Origin of the sequence: Pseudomonas sp. BE134, from assembly GCF_031456105.1 — a bacterium.
In the GTDB taxonomy this organism is placed as follows: Bacteria; Pseudomonadota; Gammaproteobacteria; order Pseudomonadales; family Pseudomonadaceae; genus Aquipseudomonas.
The window spans coordinates 22809-42291 of record NZ_JAVDUA010000042.1 but is presented as its reverse complement, the minus strand read 5'-3'; the positions used below and the strand labels follow the sequence as shown (position 1 = coordinate 42291).

Annotated in this window: 20 protein-coding genes; 7 read left to right on the top strand and 13 right to left on the bottom strand. The window is 58.0% G+C overall.

Annotated elements, in window-relative coordinates:
• Positions 1 to 114: 114 nt before the first annotated feature.
• Positions 115 to 1056 (bottom strand): fatty acid desaturase, encoded by a 942-nt coding sequence (locus J2Y56_RS26545; RefSeq protein WP_310353692.1) that lies wholly within the window; start codon positions 1054 to 1056, stop codon positions 115 to 117.
• Positions 1057 to 1394: 338 nt separating this feature from the next.
• Between J2Y56_RS26545 and J2Y56_RS26540 the strand changes: the two genes are divergently transcribed.
• Entirely contained in the window at positions 1395 to 1811 is a 417-nt protein-coding gene (locus J2Y56_RS26540; RefSeq protein WP_007945407.1) for a GNAT family N-acetyltransferase, read from the top strand.
• 136 nt (positions 1812 to 1947) lie between these two features.
• Here the strand turns inward: J2Y56_RS26540 and def are convergent, their stop codons facing one another.
• From def to J2Y56_RS26525, 3 genes are all read right to left on the bottom strand, one after another.
• Positions 1948 to 2487: a peptide deformylase gene (gene def / locus J2Y56_RS26535; RefSeq protein ID WP_310336104.1), complete on the bottom strand. Its 540-nt coding sequence runs from the start codon at positions 2485 to 2487 to the stop codon at positions 1948 to 1950.
• Entirely contained in the window at positions 2484 to 3443 is a 960-nt protein-coding gene (locus tag J2Y56_RS26530) for a YihY/virulence factor BrkB family protein (RefSeq protein ID WP_007949465.1), read from the bottom strand. Before J2Y56_RS26530 ends, def begins: the two co-directional genes overlap by 4 nt.
• A 168-nt stretch (positions 3444 to 3611) precedes the next feature.
• Positions 3612 to 3803, bottom strand: a complete 192-nt coding sequence (locus tag J2Y56_RS26525) for a CsbD family protein (protein ID WP_007949464.1) — start codon at positions 3801 to 3803, stop codon at positions 3612 to 3614.
• Positions 3804 to 4003: 200 nt separating this feature from the next.
• Between J2Y56_RS26525 and J2Y56_RS26520 the strand changes: the two genes are divergently transcribed.
• Entirely contained in the window at positions 4004 to 4381 is a 378-nt protein-coding gene (locus J2Y56_RS26520; RefSeq protein WP_116261953.1) for a hypothetical protein, read from the top strand.
• Positions 4382 to 4541: 160 nt separating this feature from the next.
• Here the strand turns inward: J2Y56_RS26520 and fadD1 are convergent, their stop codons facing one another.
• Both fadD1 and fadD2 read right to left on the bottom strand, forming a co-directional pair.
• Positions 4542 to 6242, bottom strand: a complete 1701-nt coding sequence (gene fadD1, locus J2Y56_RS26515; protein WP_310353687.1) for a long-chain-fatty-acid--CoA ligase FadD1 — start codon at positions 6240 to 6242, stop codon at positions 4542 to 4544.
• A 378-nt stretch (positions 6243 to 6620) separates the two neighbouring features.
• Positions 6621 to 8309 (bottom strand): long-chain-fatty-acid--CoA ligase FadD2, encoded by a 1689-nt coding sequence (fadD2, locus tag J2Y56_RS26510; protein WP_007949461.1) that lies wholly within the window; start codon positions 8307 to 8309, stop codon positions 6621 to 6623.
• A 231-nt stretch (positions 8310 to 8540) separates the two neighbouring features.
• Here fadD2 and J2Y56_RS26505 point away from each other — a divergent pair, with 231 nt between their 5' ends.
• Complete coding sequence (locus tag J2Y56_RS26505) at positions 8541 to 9485, top strand: alpha/beta hydrolase (RefSeq protein ID WP_310336108.1); 945 nt, start codon at positions 8541 to 8543, stop codon at positions 9483 to 9485.
• A 41-nt stretch (positions 9486 to 9526) separates the two neighbouring features.
• The gene (locus J2Y56_RS26500; RefSeq protein ID WP_310353684.1) at positions 9527 to 9997 is read left to right on the top strand and encodes a MaoC family dehydratase; all 471 of its coding nucleotides are present in this window, start codon (positions 9527 to 9529) and stop codon (positions 9995 to 9997) included.
• A gap of 58 nt (positions 9998 to 10055) precedes the next feature.
• On the opposite strand, the gene J2Y56_RS26495 is transcribed toward J2Y56_RS26500, so the two are convergent.
• A complete protein-coding gene (locus tag J2Y56_RS26495) occupies positions 10056 to 10523 on the bottom strand; it encodes a PA2169 family four-helix-bundle protein (protein ID WP_007949457.1) in 468 nt (155 codons plus the stop codon).
• 203 nt (positions 10524 to 10726) lie between these two features.
• Here J2Y56_RS26495 and J2Y56_RS26490 point away from each other — a divergent pair, with 203 nt between their 5' ends.
• Both J2Y56_RS26490 and J2Y56_RS26485 read left to right on the top strand, forming a co-directional pair.
• Positions 10727 to 10963 (top strand): DUF3820 family protein, encoded by a 237-nt coding sequence (locus J2Y56_RS26490; RefSeq protein ID WP_007949456.1) that lies wholly within the window; start codon positions 10727 to 10729, stop codon positions 10961 to 10963.
• Positions 10964 to 10980: 17 nt separating this feature from the next.
• Complete coding sequence (locus tag J2Y56_RS26485; RefSeq protein WP_007949455.1) at positions 10981 to 12162, top strand: aminotransferase class V-fold PLP-dependent enzyme; 1182 nt, start codon at positions 10981 to 10983, stop codon at positions 12160 to 12162.
• Between the two features lie 2 nt (positions 12163 to 12164).
• On the opposite strand, the gene J2Y56_RS26480 is transcribed toward J2Y56_RS26485, so the two are convergent.
• The 4 genes from J2Y56_RS26480 to zwf all read right to left on the bottom strand — a co-directional run bounded on the left by J2Y56_RS26480 (position 12165) and on the right by zwf (position 15961).
• Positions 12165 to 12890: an intradiol ring-cleavage dioxygenase gene (locus J2Y56_RS26480; protein ID WP_310353680.1), complete on the bottom strand. Its 726-nt coding sequence runs from the start codon at positions 12888 to 12890 to the stop codon at positions 12165 to 12167.
• A gap of 218 nt (positions 12891 to 13108) precedes the next feature.
• A complete protein-coding gene (locus tag J2Y56_RS26475) occupies positions 13109 to 13774 on the bottom strand; it encodes a bifunctional 4-hydroxy-2-oxoglutarate aldolase/2-dehydro-3-deoxy-phosphogluconate aldolase (protein WP_310353678.1) in 666 nt (221 codons plus the stop codon).
• Positions 13775 to 13791: 17 nt separating this feature from the next.
• Positions 13792 to 14505, bottom strand: coding sequence for a 6-phosphogluconolactonase (gene pgl / locus J2Y56_RS26470; protein ID WP_310353676.1), 714 nt, complete (start codon positions 14503 to 14505; stop codon positions 13792 to 13794).
• Positions 14492 to 15961 (bottom strand): glucose-6-phosphate dehydrogenase, encoded by a 1470-nt coding sequence (zwf, locus tag J2Y56_RS26465; protein ID WP_310353673.1) that lies wholly within the window; start codon positions 15959 to 15961, stop codon positions 14492 to 14494. Before zwf ends, pgl begins: the two co-directional genes overlap by 14 nt.
• Positions 15962 to 16187: 226 nt before the next feature.
• Between zwf and J2Y56_RS26460 the strand changes: the two genes are divergently transcribed.
• Positions 16188 to 17048: a MurR/RpiR family transcriptional regulator gene (locus J2Y56_RS26460; protein WP_177318169.1), complete on the top strand. Its 861-nt coding sequence runs from the start codon at positions 16188 to 16190 to the stop codon at positions 17046 to 17048.
• A gap of 102 nt (positions 17049 to 17150) precedes the next feature.
• Here J2Y56_RS26460 and J2Y56_RS26455 read toward each other — a convergent pair whose 3' ends face one another.
• On the bottom strand, positions 17151 to 18005 hold the full coding sequence (locus J2Y56_RS26455; protein ID WP_310336115.1) for a D-hexose-6-phosphate mutarotase: 855 nt from the start codon (positions 18003 to 18005) through the stop codon (positions 17151 to 17153).
• A 114-nt stretch (positions 18006 to 18119) separates the two neighbouring features.
• Complete coding sequence (locus tag J2Y56_RS26450) at positions 18120 to 19466, bottom strand: carbohydrate porin (RefSeq protein WP_310353671.1); 1347 nt, start codon at positions 19464 to 19466, stop codon at positions 18120 to 18122.
• Between the last annotated feature and the right edge of the window lie 17 nt (positions 19467 to 19483).

Sequence of the window (19483 nt, the reverse complement as noted above, 5' to 3'; positions counted from 1 at the left end):
GGGTGGCATTCGCCCTCATGAAAAACCAGAGCGAATACCAGCCGAATTTACGGCTGCAGGGTTCCCCTGCAACATAGAATCTCCCACAGGGGATTGCGGGGTGATCCAAAAAAATCAGTGAAACGGATGCTGCGGGCTGTCGATGGCTTTGATCCCGTGCTCACGCCACAACTGGCCATACCCCCGCACCAGAAATCCGCCACTGCGCGCAATCCATTGCTCGCGACGCGCCTGGTAAGCACGCGGCAAGTCGTACCAGGCCAGCCCCGGCAAATCATGATGCACGAGGTGAAAGTTGAGGTTCAGGAACAGCCAGCGCCACGGCCAGGCCGCTTCGTTGATCACGGTACGTTGCTCGGGAGAAGCGTGGGGACGATGTTCATAGTAGGAGCGAATCATCGCAATCGACAGCGCCGGCACGCTGATCAGCAACAGGTAATGCCCTACCGGCAGCACACTGTAGCGGGCGATAAATGTCAGCATCAGCAAGGTCAGTGCGCCATGGGTCAGCCACATCAGCCACGCCTGTCGCTGGCCGGCTTTCAATCGCAGCCCTTCTTCCCGGGCCAGCGCCAGCAACGCCAGCGGTGCGCCGAGAACAAAACGACCCAGGACCGTTTTGTTCAACCAGTGCAGGCCCTGCTCGAACAGCGAACGGCCCTGCCACTGGTCGGCGCTCAGGTAGCGGCTTTCCGGGTCGCGACCGGGAAGGGTCAGGTCTTCGTCGCGGTGATGCAACAGATGGCTGTCGCGATACAGGGTGTAGGGATACCAGACAGCGAACGGTGCATAGCCAAGGACTTTGTTCAGCCATGTCCAGCGGGTCGGATGGCCGTGCAACAATTCGTGTTGTACCGACAACCACAGCACCAACAAGGGAATCAGCAACACCGTGCTCCACCACAGCCCCAATCGGTCACTCGCCAGGACCAGGTTGAACCAGCCTCCGTAAACGCCGATCAACAACAACCAGGTCGGCCATTCGGTGCGGGCAGTCAGGCGTTGACGCAGGGTTTCGATGTCTTCTTGGTGGGCGCTATCAAAGTAATGGGGCATGGCGTTGCTCAGATCGGGAACCAGTTCCCTTCTGTGCAATAGCCCTGGAAAATCTTGCAGATGATTTGCTTATATCGTTAGACGTGCAGCAGGAGCCCGATTGCCGGGCTCCCTTGGCGCGGGATCAATGACCGAACACATCCACCTTCTTGGCCTTCTTGTCCGCGCGCTTTTCGATGGCGGTTTTCGCCGGCTTTTTCTTCGCTGCTTTCTTCGAATCCATACCTTTGGACATGATGCGTACTCCACTCACACGGGATGTGAGATCAGGTATACACCTATCCCCGCGCGCGCGTTCTTTTATAATCGCCCGCTTTGCACACTGACAGTCCAGACCCATGCCCGACACCCGGTACACCTTGCTCGACGAGCCGTTATGGCCATTGATGAACAAATTTTATCGCGCTCACCAATCGCCGATGAAGGCCGTGCGCGACGCTCGGTTATGGGTCGCGCGGCGCGATGAGATTGTGGCAGCGCTGTGTTTGCGGCCGGTGGCGGGCGGGCATTGGCTGACGGGGTTGTTTGTCGATCCGGCCTGTCGTGAACAAGGGGTGGCTGGCGCGTTGATCGCGGCGGCAGTCAAGGACCTCGACCTACCGGTGTGGTTGTTTTGCCATCCGGATTTACGTGGTTTTTATGAACGGCGCGGCTTCGCCTTCGATCCGCAGATGCCTTACGCCATGGTCGAACGCTTGAGCCGCTATGCGCGTAGCAAGCCGATGATTGCGATGGGGTTGGAGCCGGGCCAGTAACGCCCTCAAGACCTGTAAAGATCCCCTGTGGGAGCGAGCCTGCTCGCGATAGCGGTGTGTCAGACACAACTTTGCTGACTGACACACCGCTATCGCGAGCAGGCTCGCTCCCACAGGGGGTCAATGTAATTTTGAATCAGTCGTCAGCGTTGGGATCAAGATCCGGAAACATGACCTCGGTAAACCCGAACTTGCTGAAATCGGTAATCCGCGACGGGTACAAACGGCCGATCAGGTGATCGCATTCATGCTGCACCACACGCGCATGGAACCCTGAAGCGATGCGCACGACAGGCTGACCCTTGGGGTCGAAGCCTTCGTAGCGAATCTGCTGGTAACGCTCCACGGCGCCGCGCAGACCCGGCACGGACAGGCAACCTTCAAACCCTTCTTCGAGCGTCGGACTCAACGGCGTGATCAGCGGATTGATCAGAATGGTTTGTGGTACCGCTTCGGCGTCCGGATACCGTTCGCTGTGCTCGAAACCGAAGATCACCAGTTGCAGGTCGACACCAATCTGCGGCGCCGCCAGGCCCACGCCACCGACGCTTTCCATGGTCTGGAACATGTCGTCGATCAACTGCCACAACTCGGGGCTGTCGAACATCTCGGCCGGAACCGGCGGAGCAATGCGCAGCAGGCGCTCATCGCCCATTTTCAGAATTTCACGGATCATTTGATGACTTCGTCAGTGGAGGGATGGACCGAGTGATCGCGCCCCAATCCCGAAACATGGTGTTTTTGATGGTCATGGCCGGGCTCGCCCGGGTATTTTTCGCCGGGGTCCTTGCCCTCCCTCGACATGTGTTCGATTACCGCGTTCATCTCCGCGCCGAGCAACAGCACCGCGGAAGAAATGTAGAAGTACAACAAGAGCACGATGATCGCACCGATACTGCCATACATGGCGTTGTAATCGGCGAAAGTCTTGACGTACAGGCCGAAACCCACGGAGGCGAGGATCCACACCACCACCGCCAACACTGAACCGGGCGTGATGAAACGAAACTCTTGTTTGACGTCCGGCATGACGTAATAAATCAACGCCACCGCGACCATCAACAAAATCACAACGACAGGCCATCGAAGGATGGTCCACACGATGACGATGAAATCTTCCAGACCGACTTGCGAGGCGATCCAGCCCATCACCTGCGGGCCGAGCACCATCAGCGCGGCGGCGATCAACAGCATCCCGGCGATGCCGATGGTATAGATGATCGACAACGGAAAACGCTTCCAGGCCGGTCGGCCTTCGACCACATCGTAGGCCGCGTTCATGGCACTCATCATCAGCCGCACACCGGCGGAGGCGGTATACAGGGCAATCACGATACCCACCGAGAGCAAGCCACCCTTGGATTGCTGTAGCTGGTCAATCACCGGATTAACCTGTTCCAGCGCCTGGGGCGGCAAGACCAGTTCCGATTGCAGGCGCAGCCAGGAGAAAAAATCCGGCAGGTGCAGGAAACCGATCAGGGCAATCAGGAACAGAATGAAGGGGAACAGCGAGAACAACATCTGATAAGCCAGCGCCGAGGCATAGGTCGACATCTCATCGTCGACGAACTCGGTGACCGTGCGCATGATCACACGGTGCAGGGGCAGATTTTTCATGTCCGGGAAAATCATTAGCGTCTCCTTTCGCCGCAAGATCGGGAGTCATGGCGACTCAAGGGCCGTTTTCTACATCAAAGTAGCCTACTTGGCGACTTTGAAACAATTTCCGTGATCAAGTTCTGGCTGATACAAAAACGGCCATCCATGGATGGCCGTTCCTGATCATCGAAAAAGGCCGAATCAGGCGTTGTCGACGCCTTTCTTGATGGCATCTTTGGCTTTACCCACGGCTTGCTGAGCTTCGCCTTTCCTTTCCTGAGCTTTGCCTTCGGTCTGCAGCTTGGGGTTGTCAGTGGCTTTGCCGACACCTTGCTTGACGTTGCCGACCGCTTCGTTTGCCATGCCTTTTACTTTATCGCCAGTGCTGCTCATGGTGTTTCTCCTGTGAACATTTCAATGAGAAAAGTAGTTACACAAGGATTGACCGGAGGCGTTTGCACGGAGTTTCATTTATTTTGTACTGCCCATTTCGTCGATCTCGGCAGGTTGGGCTTTATGTTTAACGACCAACCCCCGAGAATGCGCAACGTATTCAGGCCATGGCGCTGAAGATCCAATCCCGTAGGAATGTTATGAAACTCGATAAAAAGCAGGCCATTGCCCGCAGAAACCAGGAACTTGGCGGTGCCGTGCTTGGCGTCAACAACTGCCATTTCACCGAATTGAACCGCAACCGCAACATCTGGTGGTTCGATATCCCGGTCGCGCGCCTGGCCGTTGGTCAGTACGAATGGATTCACTTGCTGATGCACACGCCGGACACCGACGAGCTGCTGCACCTCAAAGTGCCGACCGTGTTCCTGCGTGAAAAGCTTGAAGGTCTGGTGGTGCGCAATGAAGGCAAGCGCAAGGCTGCGTTGAGCCTGGAGCTGAGTGCCGACAAGGACTCGTACCTGCAAGACATGCGCCCGGCGGGCACCAACGTCAACTTCGCGCCGTTTCGCCTTTAACTGATCGTTCCCACGCTCCGCGTGGTAATGCATCCCGGGACGCTCTGCGTCCCTGCAGCATAGGACGCGGAGCGTCCGGGGCGACATTCCCACGCGGAGCGTGGGAACGATCTCACGGTCATCCAACAAAAAGCCCCGCATCTGCGGGGCTTCTTGTGTGTTACGCGCCGACCTTTTTCGCGGCGATTTTCTTCAGTTCTTCGTCGCGCAGTTCGCGGCGCAGGATCTTGCCGACGTTGGTGGTCGGCAGCGCATCGCGGAACTCGACGGCACGCGGCACCTTGTAGCCGGTGACGTTCGCACGCATGTGCTCCATCACTTGCTCTTTGGTCAGCGTCACGCCGGGTTTGGCAACGATGAAGAGCTTGATCGCCTCACCCGATTTCTCGTCCGGCACGCCAATGGCCGCGCATTGCAGCACGCCCGGCAGGGTCGCGAGCACGTCTTCCAGTTCGTTCGGGTAAACGTTGAAACCGGAGACCAGGATCATGTCTTTCTTGCGATCGACAATGCGCAGGTAGCCATCCGGCTGGATCAGCGCGATGTCACCGGTCTTCAACCAGCCTTCACTGTCGAGCATTTCATCGGTGGCGTCCTGGCGCTGCCAGTAGCCCTTCATGACCTGCGGGCCTTTCACGCACAGTTCGCCGATTTCGCCCAGCGGCTGCTCGACGCCGGCATCGTCAACGATTTTGCAGTGAGTCGATGGAACCGGGATACCGATGGTGCCGATCTGGATGTGCTGGATCGGGTTGACGGTGGCCACCGGGCTGGTTTCGGTCATGCCGTAACCTTCGCAGATAGCGCAACCGGTGACCGCTTTCCAGCGTTCGGCGGCGGCCAGTTGCAGGGCCATGCCACCGGACAGGGTGACTTTCAGTGCCGAGAAGTCCAGCTTGCGGAAACCTTCGTTATTGCACAGCGCCACAAACAAAGTGTTGAGGCCGACGAAACCGCTGAACTTCCACTTCGACAGTTCCTTGACCATCGCCGACAGGTCGCGCGGGTTGCTGATCAGGATGTTGTGGTTGCCGATCAGCATCATCGCCATGCAATGAAAGGTGAACGCATAGATGTGGTACAGCGGCAGCGGAGCGATCAGAATCTCACAACCTTCATTGAGGTTGGAGCCCATCAGCGCCTTGCATTGCAGCATGTTCGCCACAAGGTTGCGGTGGGTCAGCATCGCCCCTTTCGCCACCCCGGTGGTACCGCCGGTGTATTGCAGCACCGCGACATCGCTGCTGGCCGGGTTGGCTTCAGCCACTGGCTGGCCATGGCCCTTGCTCAGCACGTCGTTGAACTTGATGGCTTTGGGCAAGTGATATGCCGGGACCATCTTCTTCACGTACTTGATGACGCTGTTGATCAGCAGACGCTTGAGCGGCGGCAGCAGGTCGGCCACTTCAGTGATAATCACGTGCTTGACGCCGGTTTTCGGCACAACGGTTTCGGCCAGATGGGCCATGTTGGCCAGGCAGACCAGCGCTTTGGCTCCGGAGTCGTTGAACTGGTGTTCCATTTCCCGCGCGGTGTACAGCGGGTTGGTGTTGACCACGATCAGCCCGGCACGAATGGCGCCGAAGACGGCAACCGGGTACTGCAGCACGTTAGGCAATTGCACGGCGATTCGATCGCCTGGCTGCAAGTCGGTATGCTGTTGCAGGTAAGCGGCAAACGCACCGGACAACTCGTACAGTTCACCGTAGGTGATTGTCTTGCCCAGGTTGCTGAACGCCGGCTTGTTGGCGAAGCGTTGGCAGGATTGCTTCAACACTGCCTGAATATTCGGGTACTCGTCTGGGTTGATCTCGGCAGAAATCCCAGCTGGGTACTTATCCTTCCAAAAGTCTTCAATCATGGAAGCCCACTCCTCAGCAACGCGAATTCATTACCGCATTTGATGCGATTATTATTGGTGTGTGTTTTTTTTTGGTGAGTCTGGCTGTTTACTAGGCCGAGAAGTCACAAAGCGCGCCGAGAGTAGCAGCTTTGCCAAGGGTCGACTAGAGCCAAAAGAGGCCTCTATGGTCACAAATATGACTCAAGAACTTCTGGTGGTCATTTTAGAGCAAAGATTCTATATAACCTCAAAACCCCCTGAATCCGGGGGCTTTCACCCTCTTCAAAAGCATCGCGGGCAAGCCCGCTCCCACATTGATTAGCGATAACCTTGTGGGAGCGTGGCTTGCCCCGGGCGGCGTTCCGACGATCCGCGCAACGCGCGGCCATTCAACGATTAAGCAATATCACGCAATTCCCGCCGCAAAATCTTCCCGACCGGCGTCATCGGCAACGACTCGCGCAACACGATGTGCTTGGGCACTTTGTACGCCGTGAAGTTTTCCTTGCAGTAGGCCTTCAATTCTTCAAGGCTGACCCCGGCTTCACGAGCCACCACAAACAACTTCACCGCCTCGCCCGAACGCTCGTCCGGCACACCGATGACCGCGCAATTGGCGACGTTCGGGTGCGCCATCACCACGTCTTCGATCTCGTTCGGGTACACGTTGAAACCCGACACGATGATCATGTCCTTCTTGCGATCGACGATGCGCACAAAACCGTCCGGGTCGATCACCGCGATGTCACCGGACTTGAACCAGCCCTCGGCATTCAGCACTTCAGCGGTGGCCTCGGGCTTGTTCCAGTAGCCCTTCATGATCTGTGGGCCTTTGATGCACAGTTCGCCGCGCTCGCCCAACGGTTGCTCGACGCCTTCATCGTTGATCACTTTCAGCGTGGTGCCTGGCACCGGCAGGCCGACCGTGCCGATCCGCGATTGGTCACCGTACGGGTTGGTGCATGCCACCGGCGACGTTTCGGTCAGGCCGTAACCTTCGGTGATGCGGCAGCCGGTCATCTGCTCCCAGCGCTCGGCGGTGGCCTTGACCAGCGCAGTGCCACCGGAGTTGGTGAGCTTGAGACTGGTGAAATCCAGGGTCTTGAAGTCCGGGTGATCCATCAACGCAACGAACAGCGTGTTGAGCCCCAGCAACGCCGAGAAACGCCAGTTCTTCAGTTCCTTGATGAAGCCGCCAATGTCTCGCGGATTGGTGATCAACACGTTGTGGTTGCCGGTCACCATCATGCACATGCAATTCGCCGTGAAGGCATAGATGTGGTACAGCGGCAGTGGCGCAATCATCACCTCCTGCCCTTCACGCAGCAGTGACTGGCCGTCAGCGCCGAACTGCCCAAGACACGCCCGCGCCTGTTGCATGTTCGCCACCAGGTTGCCGTGGGTCAGCATCGCGCCCTTGGCCAAACCGGTGGTGCCGCCGGTGTATTGCAGCACGGCGATGTCGTCGAGGCCGACTTTCAGCGGTTTGATCCCCAGGCCACGCCCCTTGCCCAGCGCGTGCTTGAACGAAATGGCCTGCGGCAACGAATACGCCGGGACCATCTTCTTGACCTTGCTGACCATGGTATTGACCAGCCAGCCCTTGGCGGTCGGCATCAGGTCGCCCATTTTCGCTTCGATCAGGTACTGGATGTCGGTGTCGGGCAGCACTTCCTGGACTTTCTGCCCGAACATGTTCAGGTACACCAGCGCCCGGGCGCCGGAATCCTTGAACTGGTGACGCATCTCCCGCGCGGTGTACAACGGGTTGGTGTTGACCACGATCAGCCCGGCGCGCAAGGCACCGAAGACGGCAATCGGATAATGCAGGACATTGGGCATCTGCACCGCGATCCGATCCCCCGGTACCAGGTCGGTGTGGGCTTGCAGGTAAGCGGCGAATGCCAGGCTCTGGCGTTCCAGATCGGCGTAGGTCAGGGTCACGCCCATGTTGCTGAATGCCGGGCGGTCAGCAAATTTCTTGCAGGAACGTTCGAACACCTCAATCACCGACTTATAGGCCCCAAGGTCAATGTTCAGGGGCACGCCGGCCGGGCGTTTGTCATTCCAGAATTCAGGTTGCATTATTCTTGTCCTCTTTACCTGAGCCTATCCGGGCCGCTTTCTGTCACTTCTGAAAAAAGCGGGCTTCACGGACACTAGCAGTTATGGCGATTCAGGCAAATACAGCCAACGCCCTCATTGACCGTGTGAATCTTCCTGCCGTGGCGTGGCCTGATCAGACGGCGCGCACGGGATGCGCTATACAATGCAACCACGCCCATGCCACATGCAGCCCCATGCAAAGGAATCGCCATGATCCACGACACGTTCTGGCTGACCGCAATGGACCACAGCCAACTGTTCGTCAACCAGTGGCTACCCGCCCCGCCTTTAAAAGCCGTGATCCTGCTGGCCCATGGCATGGCCGAGCACAGCGCTCGCTATGCCCGTCTGGCGGAAAAATTCTGCGAACAGGGTTACGGCGTATACGCTCCGGATTTGCGTGGACATGGCAAAACTGCCGAAAACGGAACACTGGGTCATTTCGCCGACAACGACGGCTGGTGCAAAGTCGTCGGCGACCTGGCCTGTCTCAACCAACACATTGGCCAACAGCATCCTGGCGTACCGATCATATTGCTCGGGCACAGCATGGGCAGTTACATCGCCCAGGCCTATTTGCTGCATCACAGCGCCAGCCTGCACGGCGCGGTGCTCAGTGGCTCCAATTTCCAGCCAGTGGCGCTCTATCGCGCGGCGCGGCAGATCGCCCGTCTAGAAAAATTACGCCAAGGGCCCAAGGGGCGTAGTGCGCTGATCGAATGGCTGTCCTTCGGTTCATTCAACAAACAGTTCAAACCGGCACGCACCCGATTCGACTGGCTCAGCCGCGACCCGGTGGAAGTGGATTTGTACGCCAACGACCCGCTCTGCGGCTTTCGTTGCACCAACCAGATGTGGATCGATTTGCTGGGTGGGTTGCAGCAAATCAGCAAAGCGTCCAATCTCGCGCAGATCGATCCGGGCCTGCCGCTGCTGGTGATTGGCGGCGAATGTGATCCGGTGAGCGAAGGCAAACGTCTGAAAGATCTGGCCGACGCGCTGCGCGCGGCAGGCAGCCAGAACCTGCACCTGACGATTTACCCTCAGGCGCGACATGAATTGTTCAATGAGAGCAACCGCGATGAAGTGGTCAACGACGTGTTGCACTGGATCGCGGAGGCGCTCAGCCACCGCCGGCCACCCCGGTCGGAATAGTTTTTTGTGGATTATTTAATTCGTCATAGGAACCGAGACAGATGACCCAGGTTACCAACACGCCTTACGATGCCCTCGAAGTCGGCCAGACCGCCAGCTACAGCAAGACAGTCGAAGAGCGCGACATTCAGTTGTTCGCCGCCATGTCCGGCGACCACAACCCGGTACACCTGGACGCAGAATTCGCGACAGGCACCATGTTCAAGGAGCGCATCGCGCATGGCATGTTCAGTGGCGCGCTGATCAGTGCCGCCGTTGCCTGTGAGCTGCCTGGGCCGGGGACTATCTATATTGGCCAGCAGATGAGCTTTCAGAAGCCGGTGAAGATCGGCGACACCCTGACCGTGCGTCTGGAAATCCTCGAGAAAATGCCGAAGTTTCGGGTGCGCATTGCCACGCGCGTGTTCAATCAGCGTGACGAGTTGGTCGTGGACGGCGAAGCGGAGATCCTGGCGCCGCGCAAGCAACTGACCGTGACGTTGCCAACATTGCCGGCGATCAGCATCGGCTAATCGACCGGCCACAAAAAAACGCCAGACTGGCTGGCGTTTTTTAGCAGGCAACGAACGCTTACGAGCGTGCGCGAGCCTGGTTACGCAGGGCTTTTACCTGATCGTGATTGCGTTGCACGCCGTGGTACTGACGTTCAACCAGATCACGAATGCCCACCAGGTTGTGTTTGTTGATTTTCTCCATGGCTTCCCGGTAAGCCTTCAGCGCATGGTCTTCACCGCGTTCGGCTTCGTTCAGCACAGCCTCTTCGTCCTTGCCGGTGAACATCGATTTCACGTCCACCCAACGACGGTGCAAGTCACCGCTGACACTGGTGGAAGTTTCCGGATCACCGCCCATCGAACGCACGGCGGCTTGCAGTTCCGAAGCCGCGGTGGCGCAATCGGCAGCACGCTGCACGAACAGGGTTTTTAGCTCAGGGTGTTTAATGTCTTCAGCGCAAGTCTTGAACCCTTCTTGACCGTCTTTGCTGGTTTCAATCAGGTCGTTGAGTACAGAGATCGCTTCTTTATTCATGTCGGTCATTTTCAATTCCTCGCGGGTTGATGAAAGATGTAATAACTATTGCACCCTGCATGCCAGCTTCGAATCGACAAATAATCCTTTAAATTTCAAATAGTTAAATTAAACGACGAAATCTGTATCCGTTTTTTTTGCATGATCTGTCAATTGGCCTGCATGCAGAATGCCTGTATTTTCCAGATCGATAGAATCCAGACGACTGCCTGATGAACCCTGAAAAACTCGAATTGCTGATCACCCGCGAAATGCCCTTCGGCAAATACAAAGGCCGGATCATTGCCGACCTGCCCGGCCAGTACCTGAACTGGTTCGCCCGGGAAGGATTTCCTCATGGCGAACTGGGTGGTTTGTTGGCCCTGATGCAGGAAATCGATCACAACGGCTTGTCGGAGTTACTTGAACCCCTTCGCGCCAAGCATGGCAAACCTGCCCCCCGCCATTGATCCAGACTGAGTAGCCCATGCCCGATAACACCCTCCGCGCCCGTGATGAAACGTTCTGGCAGACTTTTGCTGATCGCTATGCTGTCGAACCCGGCCCGATCAATCTGGAGAACGGTTACTTCGGGCGAATGTCGCGAACGGTGGTCGAGGAATACCAGCGTCATATCGAGTTCATCAACCGCAGTAATTCAGTGCATGTGCGCCAGCGATTCGAACAGGGCGAGATGCAGAAGATCAACGCACAGTTGGCCGAGTTGGTGGGCGTGCCTGCCGACTCTGTGGTCCTGACCCGCAATGCCTCGGACGGCTTGCAATCGTTGATCCGTAACTACAACCGCCTCCAGCCGGGCGATCAGGTGCTGATCTGCGATCTGGAATACGACACCGTCAAAGGCGCAATGCGTTGGCTGGCGCGCTACCGCGGTGTCGAAGTGATCGAAATCAACCATGCGCACCCCGCCACTTTCGACAGTTTGCTGGCCAGCTATCGCGAAGCGTTTGTGCGTCACCCCAAGCTCAAACTGATGGCCCTGACTCACGTCACCCACCGCACCGGTCTGGTCATGCCGGTGCAAGCGATTGCAGCCGCGGCCAAAGAACACGGGATCGATGTGATCCTCGACGGCGCCCATGCGTTGGGGCAAATCGACTTCAATCTCGATGAACTGGGAATCTCCTTTGCCGGCTACAACCTGCACAAATGGATCGGTGCCCCGCTGACGCTGGGGTTCATCTACATCGCGCCCGAGCGTCTGGCCGATATCGACCCGGACATGGGCGAGATGAGTTTCCCGGCCACCGACATTCGCGCACGCACACCGCACAGCACACCCAATATCCCGGCGCTGCTGACCCTGCCACTGGTATTCGAGGAGCATCGCACCATGGGTGGGTCCGCCGCCAAGGGTGCCCGGCTCAACTACTTGCGAAATCTGTGGGTGCGCGCGGTGCGCGAACTCCCGGGGATCGAAGTCATGACGCCGGATGATCCGCGCCTGTATTGCGGCATCACGTCGATGCGCTTCACGCGGCAGGCCGATCAACAGCCCATGGTCGAGCGGCTGCTTCGCGACTACAACCTGTTTACCGTGATGCGCAGCGGCGCCGCGAGTGGGCCGTGCATTCGTATCACACCGGGCCTGACCACCACCGCCGCGCACATGGAACTGCTGGCCCGGGCGCTGACCGAACTGCGCTGAGGTCACACCGTGTACTTGTCGAAGTCCTCGGGTTTGATGTGCGATGAGACCGCGAAGGTGTCGATACCGATGGTGGTGAAACCGAAAAAGCCATCTTCATTCGAATCCCGACCGAGGGTGTGAATGTTTAAGGTTGAAGCTTCGCCGCCATGCTGCTTGTAGTAAACGTCTTCATCGTTGGTCAACGCCAAGGCCTTTCGACCGCTGTATTCACGGCTGTTCAGCACTGATCGCGAAGCCACCTGCGGAAAGTAAAGCTGACCGACCCAGGCAACATGCCGTTCTTCCAGGTAATTGTTGCCGGCCGTGATGCGCACAGCGACATGAATGTGCAGCGCGCGGCCCGCGTAGAACCCCGGATAGATCGTGGTAAACCGCACGACACCTTTCTTGTCCGTGAATTGCCCGCCGCGCAGGTAAGTGTCGTCGTCGGTGCGCGGTATCGAGCCGATTTCATCGACATCGACTTCCTTGTCCGGATTGACCTTGCTCCAGCCCGAATAGGCACCACGCGCATTGCAATGCCAGATATCGACCAACGCGCCGGCGACGGGCTGTGCGGTCATGGCATCGACGATTGCCAGGCGCAACACCAAGGGAACGCCATCGGCGCTTTCACTGATGTTGCGCCTGATCAGTTTCGGATTGCGGAAATACGGGCCGGCGATCTGTTCGGGAGACAGCAGGTAAACCGCTTGTGAGGGTGCAACTGAGGGGGTGTCGTCCATGACGTTCGCTCTTCCATAAGATGGAACGCAGGTTAACGTCGGGCGCGCAGTGAGATGCGGTAACTATGTATCGCCTGAAGCCGACCTGTAGCAGCCTTCGGCAGCTGCTACAAGGAATCTGGGCTGCAAGTTGTTTTTTTGCGGGCAAAAAAAACGGTGCGCCGACCAAGCGCACCGTAAAGCCGTAGAACACACAACGAGGTGTCAGGTAAAGCTGATCAGTCCAGCAGCGCCAATGCCTCGGCGGTGCATTCCTGAATGCGGGCCCAGTCGCCGTTCTTGATCCACTCCGGATCAAGCATCCAGCTACCGCCCACGCACATGACGTTTTTCAACGCCATGTAGCTCTTGATGTTGGCCGGGCCGACACCGCCCGTCGGGCAGAATTTCACTTCGCCGAACGGACCACCCAGGGCCTTGATAGCGGCGACACCGCCACTCACTTCCGCCGGGAACAACTTGAAGCGGCGATAGCCCAGGCCATAGCCTTCCATGATGCCGGAGGCGTTGCTGATCCCCGGCAACAGCGGGATGGGGCTGTTGACGCTGGCTTCGAGCAGATCACGGGTGATGCCTGGCGTAACGATGAACTGCGAGCCGGCCGCTTCGGCAGCGGCGAGCATGTGGCGATCCAGCACGGTGCCAGCACCGGTCATCAGTTCCGGGCGCTGTTCGCGCAGGATCTTGATGGCCTTGAGGCCGAACTGCGAACGCAGGGTCACTTCCAGGGCGGTCAGGCCACCGGCGGCCAGGGCGTCGGCCAGCGGCAGCACGTCCTGTTCGCGAGCGATGGTGATCACCGGCAGAATCCGCGCCTTGGCGCAGAGGCTGTCGATCAGGGCAACTTTGTCCGCCATGGAAACGGTCGGGGATGGGGTTGTCATAGCGGCTGTTCCTTGGCTCATGGGCACCAGTAAATCTCTAACGTAGGTTGCAAAAAGGCGCGAATCGGCATGGCGGCGACATCGTCAGCGGCCAATGCGGCACTCAGGGTGGTCAGTTTGGACTGACCGCAAATCGATAGAACTTTGTGTTTGGCCGAGGCCAACAGAGCTCGACTCATGGTCAAACGCTGATGCGGCACGGTGGGCGCCAGCATCGGGTAGCAACGACGCGTACCGTCAGCTTTCAAGGCGTCGGCCAGATTCGGGCTGTTCGGGAACAACGACGCGGTGTGGCCGTCGTCGCCCATGCCCAGCACAAGCACGTCGATCGGCGGCAACTCGCCCAGCAAGCGATCGGCCTGCTCGGCAGCCTGTTCAAGATTGGCGCTGGCGCTATAGAGGCTCAGGAACTGAGCCTTGGCCGCCGGGCCTTGCAACAGGTAGCGCTTGAGCAGACCGGCATTGCTGTCAGCGTGTTCCACCGGCACCCAACGCTCGTCCGCCAAGGTCACAACGACGTTGGGCCAGTCCAGCGTTTGCTTGGCCAGGTGCTGGAAAAACGCCACCGGGCTACGACCACCAGAGACCACAAGCGTTGCGGTTCCGGTGGCATCGATCGCGTCGCTCAACTGCTTGGCCACGTTCAGCGCCAGGCCTTCGGCCAACAGCACCGAGCTCTTGAACTCATGGGCGCTGACGCCCTGAGGGAGTTTCAATTCAGATATCGCCATACCACGACCTCCCATCCCGCGTGATCAGAGCAATGGAGCTCATCGGTCCCCAGGACCCGGCCGCGTACGGCTTGGGCGCATCACCGGATTTTTTCCACCCGGCGATCAACTGGTCACACCACTTCCACGCGGCTTCGATTTCATCTTTACGGACAAACAGGTTCTGGTTGCCACGCATCACTTCCAGCAGTAACCGCTCGTAGGCATCGGGAATCCGCGCGCTGCGATACGTGTCGGAAAAATTCAGCTGCAACGGACCGCTGCGCAGCTGCATGCCTTTGTCCAGGCCTTGTTCTTTGGTCATCACGCGCAAGGAAATGCCTTCGTCCGGTTGCAGGCGGATAATCAGCTTGTTGCTGATTTGCAGGCGCTGTTCAGGGGCGAAGATGTAATGCGACGGTTCCTTGAAGTGGATGACGATCTGCGACAATTTCTGCGGCATGCGTTTGCCGGTCCGCAGGTAAAACGGCACACCGGCCCAACGCCAGTTGCGGATGTCGGCACGCAAGGCGACGAAGGTTTCGGTGTCGCTCTGGGTGTTCGAATTCGGCTCTTCCAGGTAACCCGGGACTGGTTTGCCTTCGCTGTAGCCGGCGATGTATTGACCGCGCACCACCTGAGTGGTCAGACCTTCCGGGCTGATCGGCGCCAGCGCCTTGAGGACTTTGACTTTTTCGTCGCGGATGCTGTCGGCGGACAGGTCGGCCGGCGGGTCCATGGCGATCAGGCAAAGCAGTTGCAGCAGGTGATTCTGGATCATGTCCCGCAGCTGCCCGGCCTTGTCGAAGTAACCCCAACGACCTTCGATCCCGACCTTCTCGGCCACGGTGATTTCCACGTGGGAGATGTAGTTCTGGTTCCACTGGGTTTCGAACAGGCTGTTGGCGAAACGCAGAGCGATGAGGTTTTGAACCGTCTCTTTGCCCAGATAATGGTCGATGCGGTAAGTACGGTTTTCCGGGAAGAACTGCGCCACGGCGTCGTTGACCTTGCGCGAGGATTCCAGGTCCGAACCAATGGGTTTTTCCAGCACCACGCGGGTGTTTTCAGCCAGACCGACCTTGGCCAGGTTCTCGCAAATCGCGCCGTAAACGGCGGCTGGTGTCGCAAAGTAGGCAATCACTCGATGAGCACTGCCGGCCATATCCGCCAGGGCGATGTAATCGTCAGCGTTGAGGAAGTCGACGTGCAGATAGCTCAGTCGAGCAAGAAAGCGCTCGACTACCGCTTCGTCCAGCTCTTTGGCACCCACATAACGACGCAACTCCGAGGCGATATAGGCCAGGTGCTGCTGTTCGGTGCCGGGCTCTCGGGCCAGCGCGATAACGCGCGTATCCTCGTGCAAGAGGCCTGCGCCATCGAGTTGATAGAGGGCAGGAAACAGTTTGCGCAAGGCCAGGTCGCCGAGGGCGCCGAACAAGGCAAAGGTGCACGGTTCAACCGTAATCGAAGGCATGATGTTTGTTCTTTTATCAAGTTAAGCTACAAATACCTTTTTTCAAGGCATCGCTCAAGAGAAAATGTAGTAATAACCACAACATTTTCGCAAAATACAGATTCCGAGTGGTAGCCGGTCGGAGCCATCAGTAGGATAGGCCACCGTTTGGGGCCGCATCCAAGGCCCTTTTGGCATAGCCGAACTCTAATTTGCGCAGCTGACCCAAGGAACATATATGGACCGCGTGCGAAATTTACTGGAACAGATCCAGAACCGCCTTGAAGACCTGAACAAGGCTGAACGTAAAGTCGCCGAAGTGATCCTGCTCAACCCACAGCAGGCCACCCGGTTCAGCATCGCTGCGCTCGCCCAGGCCTCAAAGGTCAGCGAGCCGACGGTCAACCGCTTCTGCCGTTCGTTCGGCGTCAGCGGCTACCCGGAACTCAAACTTCAGTTGGCCCAAAGCCTGGCCAGTGGCGCGGCGTATGTCAGCCGTGCAGTCGAGGCCGATGACAATCCTGAAGCCTATACAAAAAAAATCTTCGGCAGCGCCATCGCCTCTCTGGACAGTGCCTTGCAGGCGTTGGACCCGAACCTGATCAGTCGCGCCGTCGATCTGTTGATCCAGGCCCGGCAGATCCACTTCTTCGGCCTCGGCGCCTCGGCCCCGGTGGCACTGGACGCACAGCACAAATTCTTCCGTTTCAATCTGGCCGTCACCGCCCATGCCGACGTGCTGATGCAACGCATGATTGCGTCGGTGGCCCACACTGGCGAGCTGTTCGTGATCATTTCCTACACCGGCCGCACCCGCGAACTGGTGGAAGTGGCACGCATTGCCCGTGAAAACGGTGCATCGGTACTGGGCCTGACGGCCGAGGGATCACCATTGGCCAAGGCCAGTACGCTGAGCCTGAACATTCCACTGCCAGAAGACACTGACATCTACATGCCGATGACCTCGCGCATCATCCAACTGACCGTGCTGGACGTGCTGGCAACCGGCATGACCTTGCGACGCGGTGTGGATTTCCAGCCACATTTGCGCAAAATCAAAGAAAGCCTGAATGCGAGCCGGTATCCGATCGGGGATGAATTTAATTAATTGAAGATTCGCAGCCTCGTTTCACTCGACAGCTCCTACAGGAGATCGCCACACCTGTAGGAGCTGTCGAGTGAAACGAGGCTGCGATCTTTTGAGCCTCCCTTAAATTCCCACCCGCGCCTGCAAACTCAAATGCGCCCTCTCCCCCGGTGCCAGGCTCAAACTGTCGGTACCACCGCTGGCCGCTTCTACACAGACAAACTCCGAAATCTCATTCCAGCTCACGCCCAACAATGGCCGCGAGCCCGGATGCCAGACCACCGTGTCCGCTTGTTCACCGGTATCGATGCATAATTCACGCTGCCAGGCGTGGTCCTTGAGCTGCAATTCTCCGTCGTGCTGGAACACTCGCTGGCACCCGCCATCGACCCGCAATTCGCCTTCCTGCTGACACGTCTCGCGATTCAAGTGGTCATAACCCTGCGCGCCTTCCAGCCCGGACAGCGCTACCTCGCCCACATCACCAATACGCCAGTAAGCGTGCAACGCCTGACTCAATTGGCACGGCAGGCTGTCCTGATGCTCGGTGCTCAGGCGCAAATCCATGCGCTCGCCAAGGTGGGCATGCAGGTCCACTTGCCAGTCGCACAACTGGAGTTGCCAGTGCAATCGCACGCCATCGTCGCCATGGCTGCTGTCGAGCAACTTCCAGTCGAGCAACCGTGCCCAACCATGGGAAGGCCAGGCGTTTTCGCTCGGATGACGGCCGTACCACGGCCAACACACGGGTACACCGCCGCGAATCGCGCCGACCTGCGGCCACCTCGCCGCACACCAGAGCCAGGGCTTTTGACCCGTTGGCTGGAAGTGCAGCAACTGTGCACCCTGGCGACTGAACACGGCCTGACATAGCGGATGATCGATCACCAACACGTCGCGTTTCTGATAGCGCTCCCACGCAAACACCGGTCGTTGGCGCAAGGATTTGAAGAAGCGTTGTAGCGGATGCTCATGCATGTGCCACGGTCCTGAAAATCATCTGTCACCCGGGATGCGCTACCCCAAAAAAAAGCGGACAGCCTGGGCTGTCCGCAAATATGCGCACATTGAGGGAAGCTTATCGCAACAACGTTAGAACACCGACTGAATTTTCAGGCCGGCCACCAGCGCATCATCAACCTCATCCACACCGCCTGGATGAGTGACGTATTGCAGGTTGGGACGCACGGTCAGCCAGTTGGTCACGTGGAAGCCGTAGTTGATTTCATAGTTGTACTCGGTGGTACGCAGCGGCTGGAACAACGGGTTTTCGTAGTCGGTGACGCCATTGGCTTCGTTGGTCAGCTCGGAGTTTTTCTTCACGTCATCGTTGACGTGGGTACGGGCGAAACCGATGCCCATGTCATCTTTTGGACGCGCATCGAACGGGCCCTTGTACACAAACATCAGCGACTGGTAGTTGTCGACGAAGTTGGTTTCCTTGTCGTGGAACGTGGCGTTGGCCGCAATGTTCAGACCGCGAGTCTTGTCACCGTTGTGGCTGGTGAGTTGTTGTTGTGCGACGAACCAGTAGCCGTGCTTGCTGCTGTGTTCACGATAGGGTTGGCCGGTCGTGGCTGCATCATTGCCGTTGTCGTCTTTGAGGACGTCATTGGCCTCTGCCGTGCTCTTGTAGTAACCGACACGGTATTCGCCCGGCAGGTTGTTAGGGTTCGGCAACCAAACCAGTTCGACGGGCAACACAGTACCCGCGGTACCACTGCCGCTCAGCTTGAAGCCGTTACCGTGCTCCAGTTGCGACGGGTTCTGGTTGTACGCGCCGATCTGCGCATAGAACTCAGGCGAGATGTTGTACTTCACGCGGATCGCGGCCTGCATGACCGGCCAGTTGTACCAGATGTTGGTGGCCCAGTTACCCACTTGGGAACCGCAGAACGCCAGGTTCTGGAACTCGCACGGGAAGGTGTTGAAGTCTTCGCCTTCGCCGAAGTAACCGGCCTTGATGTCCAGTTTATTGTCGAGGAACTGGTGCTTGATCCACAGTTGGGTCAGACGGACCATGTGGCCACGACCGTAGACTTCCTGGGAAGAACTCAAGGTGCCCGCACGCGGGTCGCCGATACGGTCATTGGAGATGTTCTCACCATTACGGTTGGTGAGCTGGATCTTGGCCTGGGTGTTGTCCCAACCAAACAGTTTCTCCAGGTCCAGCGCGGCCCCCAGGCCGAACTGGTCGGCGTAGCGAGCCGTTGTGTCGTCGTTAAAGCCACCGTTGAGGTTGCTGCCGACTTCACCGACGTAGTCCATCTTGAGGTCGATGCCTTGCTCGATCAGCCTGGTCCGCTCGCCACCCCAATCGCCGGTCATCCATTCGGAATCGGCGCTGAACGCGTCAGCTGCATGCACACTACCGGCCAGCATCATTGCTGCAACTGCTGACAACTGGCAGATAAGCTGAGCGTTGTTGGTCTTCTTCATCCCTACTTCCTCGTTTT